Source organism: Mesorhizobium sp. M0016, from assembly GCF_040324035.1.
GTDB lineage: Bacteria > Pseudomonadota > Alphaproteobacteria > Rhizobiales > Rhizobiaceae > Mesorhizobium.
In genome coordinates this window covers 53,691-76,228 of the sequence record NZ_JAMYVM010000019.1, presented here as the reverse complement: position 1 = coordinate 76,228, position 22,538 = coordinate 53,691, and the positions used below count along the sequence as shown (strand labels likewise).

The window sequence follows — 22,538 nt, the reverse complement described above, 5'->3', positions numbered from 1 at the left end:
CCCGGCGGTTATACGTCAATCAATAGCTCGCAGGTTATTGATCCCGATGCCGGACGCCCACGATACTTTGTTCAGAACGCTTGCCGACCCGACCCGGCGGGCCATCTTCGAGCGCTTGTGCCGCCAAGGTGAGCAGACCGTGGGGGCGCTGACGGCGCAGTCCGGGGTCTCGCAACCGGCGGTGTCGAAGCATCTCGGCGTCCTGAAGCTGGCCGGCCTGGTGCGTGACCGCCACGCCGGACGCCAGACCCACTACAGCGCGCAGCCCGAGGCACTTGGTCCGCTGACCAACTGGACAGTTCAAATGACAGGATTCTGGGAGAGCCGCTTCGATGATCTCGAGAACCTGCTGAAAAGGATGGACCAGTGAGCAATCCCGAGCTGCGCACCGTCGTCGTCGAACGTGAAATATCCTGGCCGGCGGAGAAGATCTGGCGCGCGTTGACGCAGCCGCATCTGATGGAGGAATGGCTCATGAAGAACGATTTCAAGCCTGTCGTCGGCCACAGCTTCAATCTTCGCGGCGACTGGGGCGGCGTGCTCGATTGCGAGGTGCTGGCCATCGAGCAAGGCAGGACGCTGTCCTACAGCTGGGATTTTTCGCATGAGGATGCCGCCTACAATCTGAAGAGCGTGGTGACGTTCACGCTCACGCCCACCAGCACGGGGACCCATCTGCGCGTCGAGCAGTCGGGTTTCCATCCGAGCCAGAAGCAGGCCTATGGCGGCGCCAGGGCCGGGTGGCAGCAATTCCTCACCAAGCTGGAGCAGGTCCTGGCGAAGCCGGATTGAAGCCTGCCGGTACCATGCCCTGATCGCGGGGCACCGAATGCAAAAAGGAGGAAATCGATGAAGATCAAGCTGACCAGCGTCTATGTGGACAACCAGGACAACGCACTGCGCTTCTACACCGACGTGCTGGGCTTTGCTGTGAAGGCCGACTTCAGCAATGGGCCTTTTCGTTGGCTGACCGTCATCTCACCCGATGAGCCCGAGGGAGCCGAGCTACAGCTGGCGCTCAACGACAACCCGGCCGCCAAGGCCTACCAGCAGGCCATCTTCAAGCAGGGGCAGCCCGCGCTCATGCTGTTCACCGACGACGTCAAGGGTGATTACGAGCGCATCAAGGGACGCGGCGGTGCGTTCGCCATGGCGCCGACAGAAGTGACCGGCTCGACCATCGCCCAGCTCAACGACAGCTGCGGCAATCTCATCCAGATCACCCAACTGGCGCGTTGGTAGGCGCTGGTTTCAAGAGGAAGTTGCAATGAACTTGAGCAAATGGATACGTCAAACCCATCGTTGGCTGTCGATCATCTTCACGCTGACCGTGGCAGCCAATTTCATCACCATGGCGTTCGGGCAACCTCCGGCCTGGGTGGTCTATTCGCCGCTGCTGCCGCTATTCCTGCTGCTGTTCAGCGGCCTCTACATGTTCGTGCTGCCTTACGTCGCGAGATCGCGTGGCGAGCAGGGCGCGCAAGGGTAGGACATGGCCAAGGCGCCGGGAAAATCGAAGGTCGCAAAACCGGCCCCAGACAAGCCGGAAAAGCCGGTCCTGCTTTCGGGCGGCAACCCGCAGATCCCGAAGGCCTATGGGGACGCTCCGGTGCAGGCGTATATTGCTGCCATGCCGGGCTGGAAAAGCGATGTCGGGCGCCGGATCGACGCACTTATCGTCAGCGCCGTCCCCGGCGTCTACAAGGCGGTGAAGTGGAACTCACCGTTCTATGGCATCGAGGGCGACGGTTGGTTCCTCAGCCTGCATTGCTTCACCAGATACGTCAAAGTCGCCTTCTTTCGCGGCACGTCGCTCGATCCTGTGCCTCCCGGCCGTTCCAGGCAAAAGGAAGTGCGCTATCTCGACATCCATGAAGGCGAAGAGATCGACGAAGCCCGCTTCGCCTCCTGGGTGAAGCAGGCCAGCCGATTGCCCGGCGAGAAGATGTGAACGGAGGCAGACCATGAAGATCAGCATGTCGAGCAAGGACGAGGGAGGCGCCTCTGCCTCCGAGCGGATAGATGCCCGAATCCGGGAGCTGGACGATTGGCGGGGCAAGACGTTGGCCAGCCTGCGCAAGACCATCCTCGACGCCGACCCGGAAATCATCGAGGAGTGGAAGTGGATGGGCAGCCCGGTATGGTCACGCGACGGCATGATCGCCGTCGGCAACGCTCACAAGGACAAGGTGAAGCTGACCTTTTCTCACGGCGCCAGCCTGCCGGATCCCGACAGGCTGTTCAACAATGGGCTCAACGGCAAGGTGTGGCGCGCCATCGATGTGTCGGAGGGCGACGTGATCGATGCGGATGCGCTGAAAGCGCTCGTCCGCGCCGCGATTGCCTACAACAGGGCTAAGAAGAAACCGGCCAGGTCGGCCAAAGCCAAGGACTGATCGGTTCAGGCGTCCGACCACTCCGACAGAGCGGCAATCACACTTTTCAGTTCGGCCCAGCGGCGGATGACGGTTTCGGCTCCGGCTTCGGTCAGCACATCGGCATGGCCGGGATAGCTGTGCGCGGCGCCGGTGAAGCCGATCACGCGCATGCCGGCGGCCCTGGCGCCGGTGACGCCGTGCACCGAATCCTCGATGACGAAGGTGTTTGCCGGATTGGCGTTGAGTTGCTCCGCCGCGATCAGGAACACATCCGGCGCGGGCTTGGTTTTCTTGCTTGGTACTTCCAGCGCTGAAAAAATCCGGCCGGGGAAGAACGGCAGCAGGCCCACTTTCTCGAGCATGAACTCGATCCGCTCCAAGCGTGAGTTCGAGCAGACGCAGCGCGGCGCGGTGACCGCGGCGACCGCCTCGCGCACGCCGTCGATGGCGCGCACGTCGCTGCGCAGTTTGCGGTCGACCAGCTCTTCGGCCCGGTCGATCATCGAGGCCTGGAACGGGATGGCGGATTTTTGCTCGACCCGCATCATGATGTCCTTGAAGGTCAGTCCGGCATAGGTTTCGGCGTATTCCTCAGCCGAAATTTCATATCCGGCCAAGGTCAGCAATTCGGCCTCGACGCGGGCTGCGATGATTTCGGAATCGACGAGCACGCCGTCGCAATCGAAGATGACAAGATCTGGCTGGGGCATGGCAATCCGAACGAGGAGGGTGATGGAGGCCCGGCAAGGCTCAAGCGGCGCGACATACACCAACGGGCCGGGCTGCGCAAATTGACGACGTCAGGGCTGCCTGGACCGTTGCGTCCTTCACCGAATATTTACGCTGATCGGTAACCATAACGGGGAGTAAACAGTAACGCGTGCCTTGGGTGTAAAAATGTCTGCCGTGCGTCTTCTCGCCGACCTCTCCCACGCCCCCCAGCAATCCGAGTGGCTGGACACGATCCTCAAGGGCGATTGTGTCGCCGCGCTCGACCGGCTGCCGGAAAAATCCATCGACGTCATCTTCGCCGATCCGCCTTACAATCTGCAGCTCGACGGCGATTTGCACCGGCCCGACCAGTCCAAGGTCGACGCCGTCGACGATGACTGGGACCAGTTCGAGAGTTTCGAGGCCTATGACGCCTTCACCCGCGCCTGGCTCCTGGCGGCACGCCGCGTGCTGAAGCCGAATGGCACCATCTGGGTCATCGGCTCCTACCACAACATCTTCCGCGTCGGCGCCAAGATGCAGGATCTCGGCTTCTGGATCCTCAACGATGTCGTCTGGCGCAAGACCAACCCTATGCCGAATTTCCGCGGTCGCCGCTTCCAGAACGCGCATGAGACCATGATCTGGGCTTCGCGCGACCAGAAGGGCAAGGGCTATACCTTCAATTACGAAGCCATGAAGGCATCGAACGACGACATCCAGATGCGCTCCGACTGGCTGTTCCCGATCTGCACTGGCGGCGAGCGGCTGAAGAACGACAATGGCGACAAGCTGCATCCGACGCAGAAGCCGGAAGCGCTGCTCGCCCGCATCATGATGGCCTCGACCAAGCCGGGCGACATCGTGCTCGACCCGTTCTTCGGATCCGGCACAACCGGCGCCGTGGCCAAGCGGCTTGGCCGCCATTTCGTCGGCATCGAGCGCGAGCAGGCCTATATCGACGCCGCCAATGAGCGCATCGATGCCGTGCGGCCGCTGGAAACCGCCGATCTCACCGTGCTCACCGGCAAGCGCGCCGAGCCGCGCGTCGCCTTTGTCAGCCTCATCGATACCGGGCTTATGCAGCCCGGCGCCACGCTTTACGATGCCAAGAAGCGCTGGTCGGCCAAGGTACGCGCCGACGGCACGGTGGCGATCGGCGACAGCGCCGGCTCGATCCACAAGATCGGCGCCGAAGTGCAGGGCCTGGACGCCTGCAATGGCTGGACCTTCTGGCACTATGAGCGCTCGGGCGGCCTGACCCCGATCGACGAACTGCGCCGCATCGCCAGGCTCGGCATGGAACGGGCAGGGGCCTGACGCTACCACATAAAGGTCGGCGCCCTACGGCGCCCCCCTCTGGCCTGCCGGCCATCTCCCCCACGAGGGGGGAGATCGCGCGCTTCATTGTTTTCGCCAACCTTCAACGTTGTAAGAAAGAGCCGTCGGCGAGGCTGCCAATCTCCCCCCTCGTGGGGGAGATGCCCGGCAGGGCAGAGGGGGGCGCCATAAAGCGCTACCTCGACCCCTCTGCGTAGCTCAGGTCGCGATGCCATACCGCTCAAGGTCCGCCTTGAGCGTTTTTGCATCTGTGAACAGCACAGCATTCCAGCCAGCCGCCCTGGCTCCGTCGACATTCCTGGGGCTGTCGTCGATGAACAGCGTGGCGGAGGGCTCCAGGCCGAACGCGACCACGTGATGGTCGTAGATGGCGCGGTCGGGCTTGATCTCACGGATATCGGCCGACACGGTCACGCCGCGCGGGCGGCTAAGGAAATCGAAGCGCAGTCTTGCCTCGGCAAGCGTGTCGGCGGCGAAGTTCGTCAGCATGGTCACGTCGCGGCCGCTCTCGATCAGGCCGAGCATGATGGCGACGCTGTCCTCATAGGCATGCGGCACCATGTCGTTCCAATAGCGCCGGAAATTGCGAATGTTTTCAGCATGATCCGGGTAATCCGCGATCAGCAGCGCTTCCGCCTCTTCCCACGTCCGGCCACGATCCTGCTCGATGTTCCAGTCATGCGTGCAGACATTGTCGAAGAACCACTTGCGCTCTTCGGCATCGGGAATGAGGCGGCTGAACGGAATGTTCGGATCGTAGTGGAGCAAGACGCGGCCGATGTCGAACACGATATGGCGGATTTCAGTCATTTCTGGCCTTTCAAAGCGAATGCTAGTCAATTGGGCGGTGTTTTTTGGTTGCGCCCGGTATCGCTGCTTCGATGACCTTTTTCATGACGGTCGGCAGCGCTTCTCCGGAAATGTCATGGGCCAGCGACCAGAAATGCCCTTCCGGCGCATCACTTTTCACTTGAGCGTGAAAAACTTCGAGCTCGAGCGCGAAATGGGTGAAGACATGCGCGATCTCTCCAGCGCGCCGCCAGTCGGCAGGGAAGGGCGCTGCCTCCGAAGTGGTTGCACCGTCGATCCGCGCTGTCCAACCTGTGGTCGGCACCTCGGTCATGCCGCCGAGCAGGCCCTTGTCAGGCCGCTTGCGCAACAGGATGGCGCCGTCGCCGCGCTCGGCGACGAAGGCGGCACCCCGCCTGAGTGGTTTGTCGACCTTGGGCAGGCGGACCGGAAAGCGCTCGGGGTCGCCGGACAGGATGGCGCTGCAATCCTCGCGCACCGGGCACAGCATGCAGCGCGGCCGTCTTGGCGTGCAGATCGTGGCGCCAAGGTCCATCATTGCCTGGGCGAAGTCGCCCGGCCTTGTCTGCGGAACCAGTCTTGCGACGAGCGCGCGGATTTCAGGCTTTGCCTCGCTGAGCCGCGTTGCGATCGAATAGAGCCGCGAGATGACACGTTCGACATTGCCGTCGACGACCGCCGCCGGACGGTCGAAGGCGATCGCCGCGATCGCCGCCGCCGTATAGGCGCCGATCCCCGGCAATTCCCTCAATCCCGTTTCGTTGTCGGGAAAACGGCCGCCCTGGCTCGCAACCAGATCGGCGCAGGCCTTGAGGTTGCGCGCCCGTGAATAATAGCCGAGCCCGGCCCAGGCCTTCATCACATCCTCGGCCGGCGCAGCCGCCAGCGCCTTCACATCAGGCCATTTCTCGACAAAGGCGCGAAAATAGGATTTTACCGCTTCGACCGTGGTCTGCTGCAGCATCACTTCCGAAAGCCAGATGCGATAGGGGTCCGGCCGTGCACCGCCGGCCGCGGCGTGCGGCGTGATCCGCCACGGCAGTTCGCGATGGTGCGCGTCGTACCAGGCAAGCAGACGCGCGGCGATCTCTCCCGATAGAGTTGGTCCGGATGCGGCCTTGCGGGTCTGTTCGTGCAGTGCCATTGATCGCGGGCTGGCTCTAGGCTGGTGAGGAGCGTGGCTGGAGAACGTACATGGCAGGGAGAACGCCTTACGGCAATCCCGTTCCGGTGAGCGATCTCGCGACCGCGATCCTCGACCCCGTGCTGCGCAAGCGGGCCGGCATTTCGATCGGGCTGGTGCAGTCATGGGAAGAGATCGCCGGCCCCAGGCTCGCCGGCCATTCGCGCCCCGAAAAAATCCAGTGGCCGCGCCGCATGCATGAGGACGATCCGTTCGAGCCGGCGGTGCTGGTCATCGCCTGCGAGGGCATGGCCGCGCTGCACCTACAGCACGAGACCGGCGAGATCATCAACCGCGTCAATGCCTTTCTCGGCTTCAACGCGATCGGCAGGATCCGGATCGTGCAAAAGCCGGTGCTGAGGGACAAAGCCCGGCCGAAACCGACGCCGAGAGCACTGACTTCTGTCGAAAAGGCCAAATTGTCCGATACCGTCGGCAAGATCGAGGATGAAGGCTTGCGCGCCTCGCTGGAGCGTCTTGGCGCCACAATTCTTGGCCAAAGGAAGCGGCCAAGGTAATCAACCGGTAATCAGTCGGTCATGAACGCGTCATCTATCTCGCGCATTCGTGATCCTGCATGTAGAGTTTGGCGATTGGAATGGGGACGGCGATGCCTTAATTCCCGCCAACTCTCGCCTTTTCTAGCCTTTGCGTTGCAAAATCAAACCACAGTCAGGTGATTCGCATGAACCGTAGCTTGTCCCGCAGAAACCTCCTGTCTTCGCTGGCCGTCATTCCGGCAGTGGCTATGCTCGCCGCATGCAGCGATTCAGGCGAGGATGCCAAAGCAGCGGATGTGAAGCCTGCGGCTCCCGCGGTGCCTGCTTCGACGCCTGCCACTCCGGCCGCCGTCAAGGTCCCGGAGTCTTCCGGCAATGTCGACATGGCCGAACTGCTGAAGCCCGGCGCTTTGCCCGACAAGCAGCTCGGCAAGGATGACGCCAAGGTCACCATCGTCGAATATGCTTCGATGACCTGCCCGCATTGTGCGCATTTCGCGGCGACCACCTTCCCTGAGTTGAAGACCAAATACATCGACACCGGCAAGGCGCGTTACATCCTGCGCGAATTCCCGTTCGATCCGAGCGCCGAGGCCGGTTTCATGCTGGCGCGCTGTTCGAAGGACAATTATTTCCCGATGGTCGACGTGCTGTTCAAGCAGCAGGCCAACTGGGTCGGCGTCAACAATACCAAGGATGCGCTGCTGCAGATCTCCAAGCTCGCCGGTTTTACACAGGAGTCCTTCGAGGCCTGCTTGACGGACCAGAAACTTCTGGACGATGTGAGATCGGTCCAGAAGCGCGGCGCCGATGAATTCAAGGTCGACTCGACACCGACCTTCTTCATCAACGGGAAAACCTACAAAGGTGCGATGTCGATTGAGGAAATATCGGCCATCATCGACCCTCTGCTCTGACGTCCAGGCGGCGCCGGAGCGACTGCGCTTCGGCGTCAGCGCACCTTTGTGCCTTCCAGGCAGGCGCGAATGAAGTTTTCGCGCCTTCGCCTCCTCGGCTTCAAGTCCTTCGTCGAACCCGGCGAGTTCGTCATCGAACGCGGCCTGACCGGCATTGTCGGGCCGAATGGCTGCGGCAAGTCGAACCTTGTCGAGGCGATGCGCTGGGTGATGGGCGAAAGCTCATACAAGAACATGCGCGCGTCCGGAATGGACGACGTGATCTTTTCCGGCTCGGGAACGCGCCCGGCCCGCAACACCGCCGAAGTCACGCTGTTCCTCGACAATAGCGACCGGACCGCGCCCGCCGCCTTCAACGACGCCGATGAATTGCAAGTGTCGCGCCGCATCGAGCGCGAAGCCGGCTCGCTCTACCGCATCAACGGCAAGGAAGCCCGCGCCAAGGACGTGCAGCTTCTGTTCGCCGACCAGTCGACCGGCGCGCGCTCGCCATCCATGGTCGGACAGGGCCGCATCGGCGAACTGATCCAGGCCAAGCCGCAGGCGCGCCGCGCGCTGCTCGAAGAAGCCGCCGGCATTTCCGGCCTGCACACCCGCCGTCACGAGGCCGAGCTTCGGCTGAAGGCGGCCGAACAGAATCTGGAACGGCTGGACGACGTCGTCGGCGAACTGGAAAGCCAGATCGAAAGCCTGAAGCGCCAGGCGCGCCAGGCATCGCGCTTCAAGAACCTGTCGGCCGATATCCGCAAGGCGGAAGCCACGCTCTTGCATCTGCGCTGGACCTTGGCCAAAACCCAGGAGGGCGATGCGCGGTCGGCATTGGCGGTTGCCACAGCTCTGGTCGGCGACCGCGCCGCCGCCCAGATGGCTGCCGCCCGTGAGCAAGGCATCGGTGCCCACCGGCTGCCCGATCTGCGCGATGCCGAGGCCGCCGCGGCTGCCGCCTTCCAGCGCCTGTCGATCGCCAAGGCGCAGATCGAGGAGGAGGCAGGCCGCATCCGCGCCCGCCAGGCCGAACTCGAGCGCCGGCTGCAGCAGCTCGACGGCGACATCGCCCGCGAGGAGCGCATGGTCCGCGACAATGCGGATATTCTTGAGCGCCTGCGCGAGGAAGAAGCCACGCTCAACTCAGACAATGCCGGCGCCGCCGAGCGCGAAGCCACGACGCGGGCCGCTTTCGAGCAGGCCGGCGCAACGCTTATAACAAGCGAAGCAAAGCTCGCGGCGCTGACCGCCGAACGAGCAGAGGCCGCCGCCTCGCGCAACCAGATCGAGCGCACGCTGCGCGACACCGCCGAACGCCGCGATCGCTTTGCCCGCCAGCTGGCCGATGTCGACCGCGAGCTATCGGAGATCGTCTCGAAAGTCGCCGGCCTGCCCGATCCCGCCGAGAAGCGCGCTTTGGTCGAGGACGCGCTCGCCCGGTTGGAGGAAGCCGAGGCCGGCGCCATTGCTGCCGAACAGGCGGTCGCCGAGGCGCGCGCCACCGAGAGTGCCGCCCGTCCGCCGCTGCAGGATGCCAGGGCCGAACTCGCCGGCATCGAGACCGAAGCCCGCACGCTGGCCAAGATCCTCAATGCCGCCAGCGGCGATCTTTTCCCGTCGGTACTGGAGCAACTCAGCGTCGAACGCGGCTATGAGACGGCCCTCGGTGCTGCGCTTGGCGAGGATCTCGACGTGCCGCTCGACCGCAGCGCGCCGGTGCATTGGGGCGAAAGCCAGGTTGAACCAGGCGATGCGGCTTTGCCGGAAGGCCTCAAGAGCCTCGCCAGCGTGGTGCGCGCGCCTTCGCAGCTTGCCCGCCGGTTGGCGCAGATCGGCATCGTCGATGCGGCGGACGGCAAACGCCTGCAGACGCTGCTTGCCCCCGGCCAGCGGCTGGTCAGCCGTGACGGCGCGCTGTGGCGTTGGGATGGCTTGACCGCCAGCGCCGATGCACCGACCGCGGCCGCGCAGAGGCTGGCGCAGAAGAACCGGCTGGCCGAGCTCGATGCCGAGGCGGTGCAGGCGACGCAGATGATGCGTGAGGCAGAGGCTGCCCTTGCCCAGGCCGAACAGGCGCTGCGTGAGGCGAGCGAGGCCGAACGCAACGCCCGCCAGGCCGGGCGCGATGCCCAGCACGGCCTGGACGCCGCCCGCAGCGCGCTGGCCGAGGCCGAAAAGGCCGGTGGCGAGCTGGCAAGCCGCCGCGCCGCCCTGGACGAGGCGCGCGCGCGAATCGTCGACAGCCATGAAGAAACGGCCGCCGCCTTCGCCGAGGCCGAAATGCTGCTGCAGGACGCCCCCGATCTCGGCGACCTGCAATTGCAGCTTGAACAATCCGCCGCCAATGTCAGCCGCGATCGCGCAACCTTGGCCGACGCGCGCGCCGTCCATGAAGGCCTGCGCCGCGAAGCCGAGGCGCGCACGCGCCGGCTCGACGCCATCGGCGCCGAGCGCAGCAACTGGTTGCAGCGGGCCGAAAACGCCTCGACGCAGATTGCCTCGCTGGGCGAGCGCAGGGCCGAGGCCGAGGCCGAGCGCGAAACGCTGGCCGACGCCCCCGACGAGATCGACGCCAGGCGGCGCGCGCTGCTGTCGCAGCTGACCGAGGCCGAGACCTTGCGCAAGGCGGCCGCCGACCGTTTGCAGGAGGCCGAGAACAAGCAGGCCGAGCTGGACAAGGCCGCCACCGCGGCCATCCAGTCGCTGGCCGATTCCCGCGAAACCCGCGTCCGCGCCGAAGAGCGATTGACCGCCGCCGATGAGCGCCGGCTCGAGGTCGAGGCGCGCATCCAGGAAACGCTGAACACGCCGCCGCATCTGGTCATTCGCCATACTGGCCTGGAAGCCGACAGCCCGATGCCGAAAATGGCCGAGATCGAGCGCCAGCTCGACCGGCTGAAGGTTGAGCGCGAGCGGCTCGGCGCCGTCAATCTGCGCGCCGAGGAAGAGCAGAAGGAATTGTCGGACCGGCTGGAGACCATCGTCTCCGAGCGCGAGGACATCATCGAGGCGATCCGCAAGCTCAGGCAAGCGATCCAGAGCCTGAACCGCGAAGGCCGCGAACGGCTGCTTGCCGCTTTCGAGGTGGTCAACGGCCATTTCCAGCGGCTGTTCTCGCATCTGTTCGGTGGCGGCACGGCCGAACTGCAGCTGATCGAATCCGACGACCCGCTCGAAGCCGGGCTCGAAATCCTGGCACGTCCACCCGGCAAGAAGCCGCAGACCATGACGCTGCTGTCCGGCGGCGAGCAGGCACTGACGGCGATGTCGCTGATCTTTGCCGTGTTCCTAACCAATCCGGCGCCGATCTGCGTGCTCGACGAAGTCGACGCGCCGCTCGACGATCACAATGTCGAACGCTTCTGCAACCTTATGGACGAAATGGCCGCGACCACCGAGACGCGCTTCGTCATCATCACCCACAACCCGATCACGATGGCGCGCATGAACCGCCTGTTCGGCGTGACCATGGCCGAGCAGGGCGTCAGCCAACTGGTCTCGGTCGATCTGCAGGCCGCCGAGGCGATGCGCGAGGCGAGCTGACGCAGCATGCTTTGTTGATTTCGTCGGCGATGGCGTCGATCCGACTGTTGCAATAGGACCGTCGCCCTTGCGACCTGCTTGCGACGCGCATTCTGTAAGGTTCGAAGAGAAGGAATTTAAGCGCCACCTGAGAGCGAACGCCAAAGCCCACATGCAAAGCGCCCGGCCAACGCGAAAGCGATGCCTACAAGGCGCAGATGGCAATAGGCTCCGACCGCAATTCAGCTGCCACGTTTATCGGAAGCCCAGGAAGCTCAGTATCGCAATCACGATAACGACTGCTCCGATGAGCCAGATTATGTTGTTCACCGTATCTCTCCCGAACTAGTTGCTGGGAGTGAACTCGTAAGAGCCTACTAATGTTCCCGCATTTTCTGCGTCGAAACAAAATGGCGGCCATCGCTTCGTCGATTGCCAGACCAAGGTCCGAACAGGGTATGACTGAAGTCCTGACGTCGGAGCCATAGGCCTGAAGGCGGGCAACCTATGCCCTCCCGATACATTGGAACCGGGCTGCCGAGCATGAGTCCCTTCATCGGTGGTCAATCGGGTGCCCGCCATTCCTGAGAGGTTAGCGGGCACCCGATTGTCGTGACACCGCCAACGGCGTGCGTTTCAATAGCGAGGCTAACAGTGACCTTTGTCCAGAGATCTGTGCGTGACGGCGCAACCCGACCCGCAAACGACAACGACAGTCCTGCGGAAGTTTCTTCCGTTCTTGACCTCATACCATCGGCTGACGACGACAAGGTCGCTGAGCTTGTCAGGCGAACAGAGCGCCTGGCAATCGCAGTGGTTATCGGAATCGCGGTTCTGCTGATCTTGGCGCCGGTGGTTTACCTTGCACTTTCTTACGGGATCTGAGACGGCCCGACCTATGGGATCTGAAATGGCCTGATTGGTCTCGTAAATCTCACAAATTGTGCCGATGGTCTTCCTCGCAAGACAAGTGTTTCCCGTCACAGATCAGGAGATCGAACGCGACGACATAGAAGGGTCCTGTGCAGCGCTGCTTTGTCGAGTGGCGTAACCCTGGTGGTCGGCTTGAAAGAGCGCCTTTGCCAGAAGTTGCCAACAGGAGCTGCTGTCGCAACTTCTTCTTTCGATACGCCGTGTTGCACGGGAGCAGCCGTCACTGATCGCGCCCGTGGACCGACGACGCTACTCGGAACCAAAGGGATGGGACGCGGTTATCCCCGCGAAGGGATAATTAGCAGGTGGAGATATTACAATGAAAACAATGATCGTGAGCGCCTTGGCGCTGTTCATTGCCATGCCGACGATAGCTCCGGCAGCCGAAGCTGACGTGGTCATCACGACCCACCATCGACATCATCACAGGAGCGTAAAGGTCATCAATGACCAGGGTCAACGCCTTCATCACCGCAGACACGGCACGGTTGCCTTCTACGACCACGGCCGCAGACATCATCGCCGGGATACGGTCATCGTGACCGGCTCGATCGAGCGCAGCCATCATCGCTATTATCGACATCATCGGCATCATCCCGTCGTCATCCAGGACGACAACGATTACTGATCCTCTCCGCACGGCCCCGGCTCTGTCAACCGAGTCGGGGTCGCGTGGGAGTCAGATAGCTCCTGACGGCAGCCATCGACAAGGTCGGTAAATCATTGATTCCAAAGGCATGTGATTTGGCTGGGGCGCCAGGATTCGAACCTGGGAATGTCGGTACCAAAAACCGATGCCTTACCACTTGGCGACGCCCCAGCAAACGAGCTTTGCCCGCTGCGCGCGGCCTTATAGGACGAGCGGCACGAAAGCTCAATGCCGAGTTGGCCACTGTGCAAAACTGATCCACCGCTTGGCGCGGGGACGCGCTATTCGCCCCAGACCGCCAACTCGTTGCCAGCGGGATCGGTGAAATGGAACCGCCTGCCGCCCGGGAACGAGAATATCGGCTTGACGATCGTGCCGCCGGCGCTTTCGACAACGTCGAGGGTTGCTTCCAGATCCTGCGAATAGAGCACCGGCAATGGTTTCGCCGGAGCCTCGCCTGCATCGGCCTGGAAGCCGCCATCGAGCCCTTCGCCGAAGGCTGAATAGGTCGGCCCGTAATCGGTGAACGACCACGAGAAGGCGGCGCTGTAGAAAGCCTTGACGCTGTCCAGCGTTGCGCCCGTCGCGGGCAGTTCGAGATAGTCGAGTTTTCCGTTGAGTTTCATCACGCTGCTCCCAACTTGTTCCCTATATGTTCTATATCCTGGGCAGCGATCCGGCAAGTCTTTTCGACGCAGCTTTTGCTTAATCGATTGTAGTCGCCGGGCTTCGCTGCCACACCTTGCCTTTCGCACTGCAGCATAATAACGCTCGGGTCGGAACGCGGGGGAACCGGGTCTTGGCCCCGGTGTTCTATCTTCCGAGGACTTGGAGGGCGAGCATGACCAAATGGGTCTACACCTTCGGCGATGGCGCCGCGGAGGGACGTGCGGGCGACCGCAACCTTCTCGGCGGCAAGGGCGCCAATCTGGCCGAGATGTGCAGTCTTGGCCTGCCGGTGCCGCCGGGCTTCACCCTCACCACCGAAGTCTGCAACGCCTATTATGCCAACGGCAACAGCTATCCGGCCGCGTTGAAGGCCGACGTCGTCAAGGCGCTGGACCATATCGGGCAACTGACCGGGCGCCGTTTCGGCGATCCGTCGAAGCTGCTTCTGGTCTCGGTCCGCTCCGGGGCCAGGGCCTCGATGCCGGGCATGATGGACACCGTGCTCAATCTCGGCCTCAATGACGAGACGGTCGAGGCGCTGGCAGCCGATTCCGGCGATGCCCGCTTTGCCTATGACAGCTACCGCCGCTTCATCCAGATGTATTCCGATGTCGTCATGGGTCTCGACCACGAAGTGTTCGAGGAAATCCTCGAGGACCAGAAGGCCAGCCTCGGCCACGAGCTCGACACCGAACTGACAGCGCAGGAATGGCAGAGCGTCATTGCCCTCTACAAGGCCAAGGTCGAGGAGGAGCTCGACAGGCCGTTTCCACAGGACCCGCACGAGCAGCTGTGGGGGGCGATCGGCGCGGTGTTTTCCAGCTGGATGAACAACCGCGCCATCACCTACCGGCGCCTGCACGACATCCCGGAAAGCTGGGGCACGGCGGTCAATGTCCAGGCCATGGTGTTCGGCAATATGGGCGAGACGTCAGCCACTGGCGTCGCCTTCACTCGCAACCCCTCGACCGGCGAAAAGATGCTCTACGGCGAGTTCCTGGTGAACGCGCAGGGCGAGGATGTCGTGGCCGGCATCCGCACGCCGCAGAACATCACCGAGGCGGCGCGCATTGCCGCTGGCTCCGACAAGCCGTCGCTGCAGAAACTGATGCCGGACGCGTTTCGCTCCTTCGTCGACATCTCCGACCGCCTGGAACAGCACTACCGCGATATGCAGGACCTCGAATTCACCATCGAGCGCGGCAAATTGTGGATGCTGCAGACGCGTTCCGGCAAACGCACCGCCAAGGCGGCGCTGAAGATCGCCGTCGAAATGGCGCGCGACAAGCTGATCACGACGGAGGAGGCGGTCGCCCGCATCGATCCGGCCTCGCTCGATCAGCTGTTGCATCCGACCATCGACCCCAAGGCCGCGCGCGATGTCATCGGCGTCGGCCTGCCGGCTTCTCCGGGCGCGGCGACCGGCGAGATTGTTTTCTCCTCGGGCGATGCCGAGGATCTGAAGACGCAAGGTCGCAAGGCAATCCTGGTGCGCATCGAAACCAGCCCCGAAGACATTCATGGGATGCATGCTTCGGAAGGCATCCTGACCACGCGCGGCGGCATGACCAGCCACGCCGCCGTGGTCGCGCGCGGCATGGGCAAGCCTTGCGTTTCGGGCGCCGGCTCGCTGCGTGTCGACTACAAGGCCGGCACGCTGATGTCGATGGGCCAGACCTTCCGCAAGGGCGACATCATCACCATCGATGGCAGCAACGGCCAGGTGCTGAAGGGCGCCGTGTCGATGCTGCAGCCGGAACTGTCGGGCGATTTCGCCGCCATCATGGAATGGGCCGATGCGGTGCGCCGCATGAAGGTGCGCACCAATGCCGAGACGCCGCTCGATGCGCGCATGGCGCGCTCCTTCGGCGCCGAAGGCATCGGCCTCTGCCGCACCGAGCACATGTTCTTCGACGGCGAGCGTATCGTCGCCATGCGCGAGATGATCCTGGCCGATACCGAGAAGGACCGCCGCACCGCGCTTGCCAAGCTGTTGCCGATGCAGCGCTCGGATTTCCTCGAACTGTTCGAGATCATGGCCGGCCTGCCGGTGACGATCCGGCTGCTCGATCCGCCGCTGCACGAATTCCTGCCCAAGACGGAAGCGGAGGTGGCGGAGGTCGCCGCCGCCATGAACGTCTCGCTCGACAAGCTCAGGCAGCGCACCGAAGCCTTGCACGAGTTCAACCCGATGCTCGGCCATCGCGGCTGCCGCCTCGCCGTCTCCTATCCCGAGATTGCCGAGATGCAGGCGCGCGCCATTTTCGAGGCAGCCGTCGAGGCCGGCAAGAAAGCCGGCGCGCTGGTCGTTCCCGAGATCATGGTGCCGCTGGTCGGCCTGGTGAAGGAGCTCGACTACGTCAAGGCGCGCATCGATGCGATCGCCAAGGCTGTCATGGACGAGACCGGCGTCAAGATCGACTATCTCACCGGCACGATGATCGAGCTTCCGCGCGCGGCGATCCGCGCCCACGTCATCGCCGCTACGGCCGAGTTCTTCTCCTTCGGCACCAACGATCTCACCCAGACCACCTTCGGCATCTCGCGCGACGATGCGGCGTCCTTCCTCGAGACCTATCGGCAGAAAGGAATCATCGAGCAGGACCCGTTCGTCTCGCTCGACATCGAGGGCGTCGGCGAACTGGTGCGCATGGCTGCGCAAAAAGGCAGGGCGACGCGGCCCGACATCAAGCTCGGCATATGCGGCGAACATGGCGGCGATCCGGCCTCGATCCGCTTCTGCGAAGAGGTCGGCCTCGACTATGTGTCGTGCTCTCCCTACCGGGTGCCGATCGCAAGATTGGCCGCAGCCCAAGCCGCGGTGCAGATTGCCAAAACAGCAGTGCCGCGCCCCAAAAAGAGCGCCGCGGCATCCTGATTTCGACATAGTCATTTCGGCAGCGATGAAACGGCCACCCTGGGTGGCCGTTTGGCGCTAAGCTTACGATTTTGTAAGCAAATTCACGCTGATGTGCGCGGCTCAACACGCAATCCCGACATCGTTTCTGCCCAATTTCACGGCCCCCCAACCCGCCCGGTGCCGAGAAAAAGATGTTACAGATTTCGCCCAGACCCTTCCGCTCGATCCTGATTATCCAGACCAAGTTCATCGGCGATGTTGTTCTGTCCTCCACGCTCGCCAAGAACCTGCAGCTCGAATATCCCGGTGTCAGGATCGTCTTTCTCTGCGAGGCGCGCCTCGCCAGTTTCGTGACCGCCCACGGCATCGCCTCGGAAGTCGTGACCTTCCGCCGCGCCGCCATGCGCGGCACCCCGCTGGAGCGTGGGCGCGAGCTCTATTCTATGATCAGCAAGCTGCGCCAATTCCGTTTCGACCTGACCATCGACCTCACCGATTCAAAGACATCGCGGCTCATCGTCAGGTTCCTCAACGCCAGCACCCGCATCGGCTACAATCCTCCGGAAAGGCCGCTGCGCTGGCATGAGCGCCAGCCCGCCAATGTCTTTGCCGAGCCGTTCGGTTTTGGCGAACGTCACTATCTCTACCGCTACCTTTCGCCGCTCGAGCCGCTCGGCGTCGGCCTGCGCGTGCGGGTGCCGTCGATTCGGCCATTGCCGATGGAGACGGCGAGGGCCCAGGCATTGCTGGACAAACACCATTTGCGGCCAAACGGCTTTGTCGCGGTGCATGCCGGCGCCAGTTTTCACGGCCGGCGCTGGCAGCATGAACGCTTTGCCGCCGTGTTCGACACGATTTCGCGCGAAACCGGACTGGATTTCGTACTCGTCGGAGGCCCTGACGAGCGCAAGCCGGCCGAGCAGATCCTCGCCAGTGCCGCGTCGATCGTCAACCTCGTCGGCGCGCTGTCGCTGGAAACGCTGCTGGCGGTGTTGCAGCAGGCGCGGCTGTTTGTCGGCAATGAGAGCGGCCCCATGCACATGGCAGCAGCGGCCGGAACGCCGGTTGTCGGCCTGTTCGGCCTGACCAGCCCGGCCGTCTGGGGACCGGTCGGCGTGCCCAGCCTCGCCTTGCAGCCATCCATGCCGTGCAATTGCGTGGCGGGCAGCCTGTGCAATCCGCTCGATCCCAGCAAGGCCTGCTGCGTCTGGCGCCTCGAGGTCGAACCGGTCGTCGCGGCCGTGCGCGAAGTCCTGTCACGCACGCATGTGGAACTGGAACACGCCGTCTGACGGTGCGCGGCGGTCACATTGTCGGGATATCAGCTTTCTCACGGCCACTATCCCAATTTCCGCCTTGTTGCGGGTCCTGGGATGCGGCTATGACAGCGCCGATTCTCAGACAAGACAGGCATCCCTTGCAAAAGCTGTTTTGCGCCTTGGCGCTATCTATCCTGGCCGTGTCCTCGGCCCAGGCCGCGCCGCTTGTCGAGCCGACGCTGCATCTGAAGGCTGAGGATGGTGGCAGTGGCAATGTCGGCCGCGTCGCGCTTACGCTCGACGCCTGCGGCGGCCAGACCGATACGAGGATCCTGTCGGCGCTGGTGGAGAACCGGATTCCGGCGACGATCTTCGTCACCGGCATCTGGCTGAAGCGCAACGCCGCCGTCGTCGAGATCATGCGCGCGCATCCGGACCTGTTCGAACTGGAAAACCATGGCGGCCATCACATCCCGGCCGTCGACACGCCGCGCAAGATCTATGGCATCCGCAGCGCCGGCAGCCCGGAAGCGGTGCGGGCCGAAGTCGAATCGGGCGCCGCCGCTCTCGCTGGCACCGGCGAGCCGGCGCCGAAATGGTTTCGCGGCGCGACCGCCGAATACAGTCCGTCGGCCATCGCTATGATCCGCAGGCTCGGCTTCAAGATCGCCGGCTTTTCGATCAACGGCGATGGCGGCTCGTTGCTTGGTGCAAAAGAAACCGCCCGGCGCATCGCCGCCGCCAAGGATGGCGATGTCATCATCGCCCACATCAACCAGCCGACCCACGCCGCCGGCGAGGGCGTCGTGCAAGGTCTGCTCGCGCTGAAGGCCAAGGGGCTGATGTTCGTGCGGCTGGATGACGCCGACGGTGTCGGCAACGACGGGACGACTGATTAGGATTGGGCGGCGGCAGGCAGTTTCATCGCCTTTGGACTGACGTCGCCGACGTTTGAGATTAGCCGAGGCCTCTAAACTTCGTCATCCCAGGATGAAACAGGAGCGAAGCTCCGTCGCGAAGACCCTGGGATGACGAAGCGAGCAACGGCGGCTTGAGTCGCTTGCTCAGGCCGGTGCTGCTTCGATATTGACCCTGTTGGGATAAAACGCGCCGTGGTCGCGAATCTCAGCCATTTCGTCGAAGGGCTGCTCATAGCCCCACATCGCGTCCTTGCCGGTCTCACCGGCCGGCAGCACGCTCCAGTAGCTGGCGTCGCCCTTGTAGGGGCAGTGGGTCGACAGGGTGGTTTTGCCGAGCTGGGTGAAGTCGATGTCTTCGAAGGGGATGTAGAATGCCTGGGGGTAGGGCGGTTCGGACAGAAGCTTCGCCCGCGTCGATGAGGCGATCACCGTATCGCCGGCACGCACGACCACGGTACCGCGATAGGGTTCGACGGTGATGACCTTGCCGGGATTGCTCTGAAAGCCGGGGGCGGGGTTGGCGATCTGGTCCATGCGGGGTTCTCCTTGTTCGATTGGGAGCACAGTCCGATTGAGAGCGTGCGGGATGCTTCCCATGTCTCTAAAATGTGTCTGGAGAACCCGTTGCGCAAGCCTTCGCCAGTAGCCCAGAGCTGGCCTTCCGATCACTAAAAACGATCCCGCGTGGAATGCTCAGGCTGCGGTCTTGAACACGTCCATGAGGCCGGCATAGGCCGCGGCAATACCGGCTACCGGGTTGGTGCTTCTTGACGTCGTCTCGACCTTCAGTGGGCCGCCGCCTGTCGGCAAGGTGAGCAGCAGGAACTGGCGATTGCCGCCATCGCCGATCGATGCGGCGGCGACATGCTGGCCTTCGCCTTCGTTCTGGACGCACATTTTGAACAGCAGCGTGCCGCCGACCGCTTCAAGGGCGCCGCCGACCACCTCGACAAATTCGTCTTCGGAGACCTTTTTGGCCTCCGGCACGAGATCGGCCAGACTTGCGGCAAGCGTGTCTTCAAGCTCTTTGTCGTCGAGTTGAATATCGTCCAACTGCACGTCTTGGGCCTCGCTGTCATCCAGCTGCCTGTCGTCGATCTGCCTGTAATCGATCTGCTTGCCGTCGATCTGCTTGCCGTCGAGCTGCGTGTCCATGCGAACCTCTTTCAGTCGCCAATCCGCACCCCTACCCCGTTAACGAACCTTAACGTCGACGATGGCCGGATTGTGGCGGTTTTCCCCGCCTTTCGATCACTGCTTGCTTCAGCCGTTAACGGTTGGAGACGTCATGGCTGGACAATCCGTCCGTTCGTCCCACAATGGAACAAAAGACGGGAAAAACGAGGAAGCAATGGGAGGAACCAGATGCTCGGACTGATGCAGGAATGGCCGCTGCTCTGCCACAAGCTGATCGACAATGCCGAGCGGCAGCACGGGACGCGCGAGATCGTCTCGCGCTCGATCGAAGGTCCTGTCGTTCGCACCACCTATGCTGAAGTTCATCGCCGCGCGCTCAAGGTCGCTCAACGGTTGGAGCGCGATGGCTTTGTGCTCGGCGACCGCATCGCGACCCTGGCCTGGAACACGGCGCGCCACATAGAGGCCTGGTACGGCATCATGGGCATCGGCGCCATCTACCATACGCTCAACCCGCGTTTGTTCCCCGAGCAGATCGTCTGGATCATGAACAATGCGCAGGATAGAGGGATCTTCGTCGACCTGACCTTCATGCCGCTGCTGGAAAAGATCGCCGGCGCGGTCAAATCGCTGAAAAAGGTGATCGTCCTGACCGACAAGGCGCATCTGCCTGAAACGACGCTGTCGAATGTGGTTGCCTATGAGGACTGGTTGAACGAGGCCGATGGCGACTTCGCCTGGAAGGTTTTCGGCGAAAACACCGCAGCCGGCATGTGCTACACCTCCGGCACGACGGGCGATCCCAAAGGTGTGCTCTACAGCCACCGCTCGAATGTGCTGCATGCCATGATTGCTGCCATGCCCGACGCCATGGGCCTCTCCGCGCGGGACACGATCCTCCCCGTCGTGCCGATGTTTCATGCCAATGCCTGGGGCCTTGGCCAGAGCGCGCCGATGATCGGCGCCAAGCTGGTCATGCCCGGTTGCAAGATGGACGGCGCCTCGATCTACGAGCTGCTCGACACCGAGAAGGTGACCTTCAGCGCCGCCGTGCCGACCGTCTGGATGATGCTGCTGCAGCATCTGGAAGACACCGGCAAGAAGCTTCCCTATCTCAGCAAAGTCGTCATCGGCGGCTCGTCCTGCCCGCGCGCCATCATCAGGAAATTCCAGGACAATTACGGTGTCGAAGTCATCCATGCCTGGGGCATGACCGAAATGTCACCGCTCGGCACGCTGTGCACCATGAAGCCGCAGTATCAAGCGCTCGAGGGCGAGGACCGGCTCGATATCCAGGGCAAGCAGGGCTACCCGCCCTTCGGGGTCGAGATGAAGGTGACGGATGACGACGACAAGGAACTGCCTTGGGACGGCAAGACCTTCGGCCGGCTGAAGGTGCGCGGTCCAGCCGTCGCCAGCGCCTATTATGGCGGCGTCGGAGCCGAGCAGTTCGACAAGGACGGCTGGTTCGACACTGGCGATGTCGCCCATATCGATTCCGGCGGCTACATGCAGATCACCGATCGCGCCAAGGACGTCATCAAGTCGGGCGGCGAGTGGATATCGACCATCGACCTGGAGAACCTCGCCGTCGGCCATCCCGATGTCGCCGAGGCCGCGGCGATCGGCGTCCATCATTCGAAATGGGGCGAGCGGCCCTTGCTGGTCGTGGTCGCCAAGCCCGGCAAGGAGCCGAGCAAGGCCGATATACTGGCGTTCATGGACGGCAAGGTGCCGAAATGGTGGATACCCGACGACGTCGCTTTCGTCAGTGAAATCCCGCACACCGCCACCGGCAAGATCCAGAAGATCACCTTGCGCAAGCAGTTCAGCGACTACCGCCTGCCGACGGATTGACCGGGACCGTGCGTTTCCTTGACCTTCAAGCTACCGGCCGCAAAAACGTTAGGGCAGGGGATGTTCAATTTGAGCATCCTTTGCTCTAAGCGTCTGTGCGGGTTGGGGCGGTGCTGAAGACAATGGAAATTGACGAGCGGCAGACATCGAAGGCGGCCGGCTGGTCGCGGCGCACGGGCGCTTTTGCCCTGGTCCTGCTGCTCACCGTGCTGGCCGGCCATCATTTCGAACTGGTCGAAACGCCGGCCTTCCTGTGGGTGCTGGCGATCGTCGCCTTGCTTGCCGCGTTCGCTTTGCTGTTTGCCGGCCTCGCTTTGTCCCGGCTGTGGCATTTCGGTGACCGTGGCGGCCGCGACCTCTCGGTCGGCGCCCTGCTGGCGCTGCTGGTGCTGACGCCCTACGGCTTTGCCACCTATTTGGCGGCGACCACGCCGCCCCTGAGGGACATTTCGACGGACCTCGACAATCCGCCGGTGCTCGAGACCAGCGACCGCACCAAGGACATGAACGTGCTCGCGCCGCCAACGCCTGGCGAAGTGCGCCTGCAGGCCGACGCCTATCCGCTGGTCACCGGGCACAGCTACAATCTGCCGTTCGAAACCGTCGTCGACGCCGTTGAAACCGTGCTCGACCGCCGCGATTGGCAACTTACTGCGCCATATCCGGTGACGGACGGTCAAGACGAGGTGACGATATCGGCCGTTGCCCGGAGCTTCGTCGTAGGCCTGCCCGCCGACGTCGCCATCCGGGTCAGCAATGATGGCGACACCATCGTCGTCGACATGCGCTCAGCCTCCCGCTACGGCCGCTACGACCTCGGCGACAATGCGGCGCGCATCGTCGGGTTCCTCGCCGAACTCGACCAGGAGGTTGCAGGGCAGGTGGGTGCCGCGCCGGCTGAGTAGTT

At 63.1% G+C, this 22,538-nt stretch carries 22 protein-coding genes and 1 tRNA gene; 16 read left to right on the top strand and 7 right to left on the bottom strand.

The window, feature by feature from the left end:
• The first annotated feature begins 46 nt into the window (after positions 1-46).
• The 6 genes from NKJ88_RS23895 to NKJ88_RS23870 are packed head-to-tail and all read left to right on the top strand — an operon-like array spanning position 47 to position 2,396.
• On the top strand, positions 47-370 hold the full coding sequence (locus tag NKJ88_RS23895) for an ArsR/SmtB family transcription factor (RefSeq protein WP_023698528.1): 324 nt from the start codon (positions 47-49) through the stop codon (positions 368-370).
• Positions 367-792: an SRPBCC family protein gene (locus NKJ88_RS23890; RefSeq protein WP_023816778.1), complete on the top strand. Its 426-nt coding sequence runs from the start codon at positions 367-369 to the stop codon at positions 790-792. The genes NKJ88_RS23895 and NKJ88_RS23890 overlap by 4 nt, the downstream gene beginning before the upstream one ends.
• A gap of 57 nt (positions 793-849) precedes the next feature.
• On the top strand, positions 850-1,242 hold the full coding sequence (locus tag NKJ88_RS23885; RefSeq protein WP_023668397.1) for a VOC family protein: 393 nt from the start codon (positions 850-852) through the stop codon (positions 1,240-1,242).
• Between the two features lie 25 nt (positions 1,243-1,267).
• On the top strand, positions 1,268-1,489 hold the full coding sequence (locus NKJ88_RS23880; protein WP_023668396.1) for a hypothetical protein: 222 nt from the start codon (positions 1,268-1,270) through the stop codon (positions 1,487-1,489).
• 3 nt (positions 1,490-1,492) lie between these two features.
• On the top strand, positions 1,493-1,951 hold the full coding sequence (locus tag NKJ88_RS23875; RefSeq protein WP_023732088.1) for a DUF1801 domain-containing protein: 459 nt from the start codon (positions 1,493-1,495) through the stop codon (positions 1,949-1,951).
• 13 nt (positions 1,952-1,964) lie between these two features.
• Positions 1,965-2,396 (top strand): DUF1801 domain-containing protein, encoded by a 432-nt coding sequence (locus NKJ88_RS23870; protein ID WP_245260083.1) that lies wholly within the window; start codon positions 1,965-1,967, stop codon positions 2,394-2,396.
• Between the two features lie 5 nt (positions 2,397-2,401).
• Here the strand turns inward: NKJ88_RS23870 and NKJ88_RS23865 are convergent, their stop codons facing one another.
• A complete protein-coding gene (locus tag NKJ88_RS23865; protein ID WP_352445788.1) occupies positions 2,402-3,088 on the bottom strand; it encodes an HAD family hydrolase in 687 nt (228 codons plus the stop codon).
• A 187-nt stretch (positions 3,089-3,275) separates the two neighbouring features.
• Here NKJ88_RS23865 and NKJ88_RS23860 point away from each other — a divergent pair, with 187 nt between their 5' ends.
• Positions 3,276-4,409 carry a site-specific DNA-methyltransferase gene (locus NKJ88_RS23860; RefSeq protein WP_023668392.1) on the top strand — a complete coding sequence of 378 codons (1,134 nt, stop codon included), beginning with the start codon at positions 3,276-3,278 and terminating at the stop codon, positions 4,407-4,409.
• A 219-nt stretch (positions 4,410-4,628) separates the two neighbouring features.
• On the opposite strand, the gene NKJ88_RS23855 is transcribed toward NKJ88_RS23860, so the two are convergent.
• Positions 4,629-5,240 carry an HAD family hydrolase gene (locus NKJ88_RS23855; RefSeq protein WP_023668391.1) on the bottom strand — a complete coding sequence of 204 codons (612 nt, stop codon included), beginning with the start codon at positions 5,238-5,240 and terminating at the stop codon, positions 4,629-4,631.
• Between the two features lie 22 nt (positions 5,241-5,262).
• Positions 5,263-6,384, bottom strand: coding sequence for an A/G-specific adenine glycosylase (mutY, locus tag NKJ88_RS23850; RefSeq protein WP_023668390.1), 1,122 nt, complete (start codon positions 6,382-6,384; stop codon positions 5,263-5,265).
• A gap of 50 nt (positions 6,385-6,434) precedes the next feature.
• Here mutY and NKJ88_RS23845 point away from each other — a divergent pair, with 50 nt between their 5' ends.
• From NKJ88_RS23845 to NKJ88_RS23830, 4 genes are all read left to right on the top strand, one after another.
• On the top strand, positions 6,435-6,941 hold the full coding sequence (locus NKJ88_RS23845; RefSeq protein WP_023687168.1) for a DUF721 domain-containing protein: 507 nt from the start codon (positions 6,435-6,437) through the stop codon (positions 6,939-6,941).
• Positions 6,942-7,108: 167 nt separating this feature from the next.
• Positions 7,109-7,840, top strand: a complete 732-nt coding sequence (locus NKJ88_RS23840) for a DsbA family protein (RefSeq protein ID WP_023687169.1) — start codon at positions 7,109-7,111, stop codon at positions 7,838-7,840.
• Positions 7,841-7,909: 69 nt separating this feature from the next.
• Positions 7,910-11,368, top strand: coding sequence for a chromosome segregation protein SMC (gene smc / locus NKJ88_RS23835; RefSeq protein WP_352445785.1), 3,459 nt, complete (start codon positions 7,910-7,912; stop codon positions 11,366-11,368).
• A 1,231-nt stretch (positions 11,369-12,599) separates the two neighbouring features.
• Positions 12,600-12,908: a hypothetical protein gene (locus NKJ88_RS23830; RefSeq protein ID WP_023670691.1), complete on the top strand. Its 309-nt coding sequence runs from the start codon at positions 12,600-12,602 to the stop codon at positions 12,906-12,908.
• Between the two features lie 117 nt (positions 12,909-13,025).
• Here NKJ88_RS23830 and NKJ88_RS23825 read toward each other — a convergent pair.
• Both NKJ88_RS23825 and NKJ88_RS23820 read right to left on the bottom strand, forming a co-directional pair.
• A tRNA-Gln gene (locus NKJ88_RS23825) sits at positions 13,026-13,100 on the bottom strand.
• 110 nt (positions 13,101-13,210) lie between these two features.
• The gene (locus NKJ88_RS23820; RefSeq protein ID WP_023687172.1) at positions 13,211-13,555 is read right to left on the bottom strand and encodes a VOC family protein; all 345 of its coding nucleotides are present in this window, start codon (positions 13,553-13,555) and stop codon (positions 13,211-13,213) included.
• Between the two features lie 215 nt (positions 13,556-13,770).
• On the opposite strand from NKJ88_RS23820, the gene ppdK reads away from it, so the two are divergent.
• The 3 genes from ppdK (at position 13,771) to NKJ88_RS23805 (ending at position 18,616) form a co-directional block, all read left to right on the top strand.
• Positions 13,771-16,476, top strand: a complete 2,706-nt coding sequence (ppdK, locus tag NKJ88_RS23815) for a pyruvate, phosphate dikinase (protein WP_352445783.1) — start codon at positions 13,771-13,773, stop codon at positions 16,474-16,476.
• Positions 16,477-16,649: 173 nt separating this feature from the next.
• On the top strand, positions 16,650-17,750 hold the full coding sequence (locus NKJ88_RS23810) for a glycosyltransferase family 9 protein (RefSeq protein WP_023703202.1): 1,101 nt from the start codon (positions 16,650-16,652) through the stop codon (positions 17,748-17,750).
• Between the two features lie 89 nt (positions 17,751-17,839).
• On the top strand, positions 17,840-18,616 hold the full coding sequence (locus tag NKJ88_RS23805) for a polysaccharide deacetylase family protein (RefSeq protein WP_050590348.1): 777 nt from the start codon (positions 17,840-17,842) through the stop codon (positions 18,614-18,616).
• A gap of 165 nt (positions 18,617-18,781) precedes the next feature.
• Here the strand turns inward: NKJ88_RS23805 and NKJ88_RS23800 are convergent, their stop codons facing one another.
• A complete protein-coding gene (locus NKJ88_RS23800; protein ID WP_352445781.1) occupies positions 18,782-19,171 on the bottom strand; it encodes a DUF427 domain-containing protein in 390 nt (129 codons plus the stop codon).
• Between the two features lie 159 nt (positions 19,172-19,330).
• Positions 19,331-19,690 carry a hypothetical protein gene (locus NKJ88_RS23795; RefSeq protein WP_023670697.1) on the bottom strand — a complete coding sequence of 120 codons (360 nt, stop codon included), beginning with the start codon at positions 19,688-19,690 and terminating at the stop codon, positions 19,331-19,333.
• Between the two features lie 312 nt (positions 19,691-20,002).
• Between NKJ88_RS23795 and NKJ88_RS23790 the strand changes: the two genes are divergently transcribed.
• Together NKJ88_RS23790 and NKJ88_RS23785 are read left to right on the top strand one after the other, a co-directional pair.
• Positions 20,003-21,631, top strand: a complete 1,629-nt coding sequence (locus NKJ88_RS23790; protein ID WP_023703205.1) for a fatty-acid--CoA ligase — start codon at positions 20,003-20,005, stop codon at positions 21,629-21,631.
• A 122-nt stretch (positions 21,632-21,753) separates the two neighbouring features.
• Complete coding sequence (locus NKJ88_RS23785) at positions 21,754-22,536, top strand: DUF1499 domain-containing protein (protein ID WP_023703206.1); 783 nt, start codon at positions 21,754-21,756, stop codon at positions 22,534-22,536.
• Positions 22,537-22,538: the final 2 nt, after the last annotated feature.

Excerpts from the sequence above, each read along its gene's own strand:
- NKJ88_RS23895 (WP_023698528.1), top strand. The coding sequence starts at position 47 with ATGCCGGACGCCCACGATACTTTGTTCAGAACGCTTGCCGACCCGACC.
- NKJ88_RS23885 (WP_023668397.1), top strand. The coding sequence starts at position 850 with ATGAAGATCAAGCTGACCAGCGTCTATGTGGACAACCAGGACAACGCA.
- NKJ88_RS23880 (WP_023668396.1), top strand. The coding sequence starts at position 1,268 with ATGAACTTGAGCAAATGGATACGTCAAACCCATCGTTGGCTGTCGATC.
- NKJ88_RS23875 (WP_023732088.1), top strand. The coding sequence starts at position 1,493 with ATGGCCAAGGCGCCGGGAAAATCGAAGGTCGCAAAACCGGCCCCAGAC.
- NKJ88_RS23870 (WP_245260083.1), top strand. The coding sequence starts at position 1,965 with ATGAAGATCAGCATGTCGAGCAAGGACGAGGGAGGCGCCTCTGCCTCC.
- NKJ88_RS23865 (WP_352445788.1), bottom strand. The coding sequence starts at position 3,088 with ATGCCCCAGCCAGATCTTGTCATCTTCGATTGCGACGGCGTGCTCGTC.
- NKJ88_RS23860 (WP_023668392.1), top strand. The coding sequence starts at position 3,276 with ATGTCTGCCGTGCGTCTTCTCGCCGACCTCTCCCACGCCCCCCAGCAA.
- NKJ88_RS23855 (WP_023668391.1), bottom strand. The coding sequence starts at position 5,240 with ATGACTGAAATCCGCCATATCGTGTTCGACATCGGCCGCGTCTTGCTC.
- mutY (WP_023668390.1), bottom strand. The coding sequence starts at position 6,384 with ATGGCACTGCACGAACAGACCCGCAAGGCCGCATCCGGACCAACTCTA.
- NKJ88_RS23845 (WP_023687168.1), top strand. The coding sequence starts at position 6,435 with ATGGCAGGGAGAACGCCTTACGGCAATCCCGTTCCGGTGAGCGATCTC.
- NKJ88_RS23840 (WP_023687169.1), top strand. The coding sequence starts at position 7,109 with ATGAACCGTAGCTTGTCCCGCAGAAACCTCCTGTCTTCGCTGGCCGTC.
- smc (WP_352445785.1), top strand. The coding sequence starts at position 7,910 with ATGAAGTTTTCGCGCCTTCGCCTCCTCGGCTTCAAGTCCTTCGTCGAA.
- NKJ88_RS23830 (WP_023670691.1), top strand. The coding sequence starts at position 12,600 with ATGAAAACAATGATCGTGAGCGCCTTGGCGCTGTTCATTGCCATGCCG.
- NKJ88_RS23820 (WP_023687172.1), bottom strand. The coding sequence starts at position 13,555 with ATGAAACTCAACGGAAAACTCGACTATCTCGAACTGCCCGCGACGGGC.
- ppdK (WP_352445783.1), top strand. The coding sequence starts at position 13,771 with ATGACCAAATGGGTCTACACCTTCGGCGATGGCGCCGCGGAGGGACGT.
- NKJ88_RS23810 (WP_023703202.1), top strand. The coding sequence starts at position 16,650 with ATGTTACAGATTTCGCCCAGACCCTTCCGCTCGATCCTGATTATCCAG.
- NKJ88_RS23805 (WP_050590348.1), top strand. The coding sequence starts at position 17,840 with ATGACAGCGCCGATTCTCAGACAAGACAGGCATCCCTTGCAAAAGCTG.
- NKJ88_RS23800 (WP_352445781.1), bottom strand. The coding sequence starts at position 19,171 with ATGGACCAGATCGCCAACCCCGCCCCCGGCTTTCAGAGCAATCCCGGC.
- NKJ88_RS23790 (WP_023703205.1), top strand. The coding sequence starts at position 20,003 with ATGCTCGGACTGATGCAGGAATGGCCGCTGCTCTGCCACAAGCTGATC.
- NKJ88_RS23785 (WP_023703206.1), top strand. The coding sequence starts at position 21,754 with ATGGAAATTGACGAGCGGCAGACATCGAAGGCGGCCGGCTGGTCGCGG.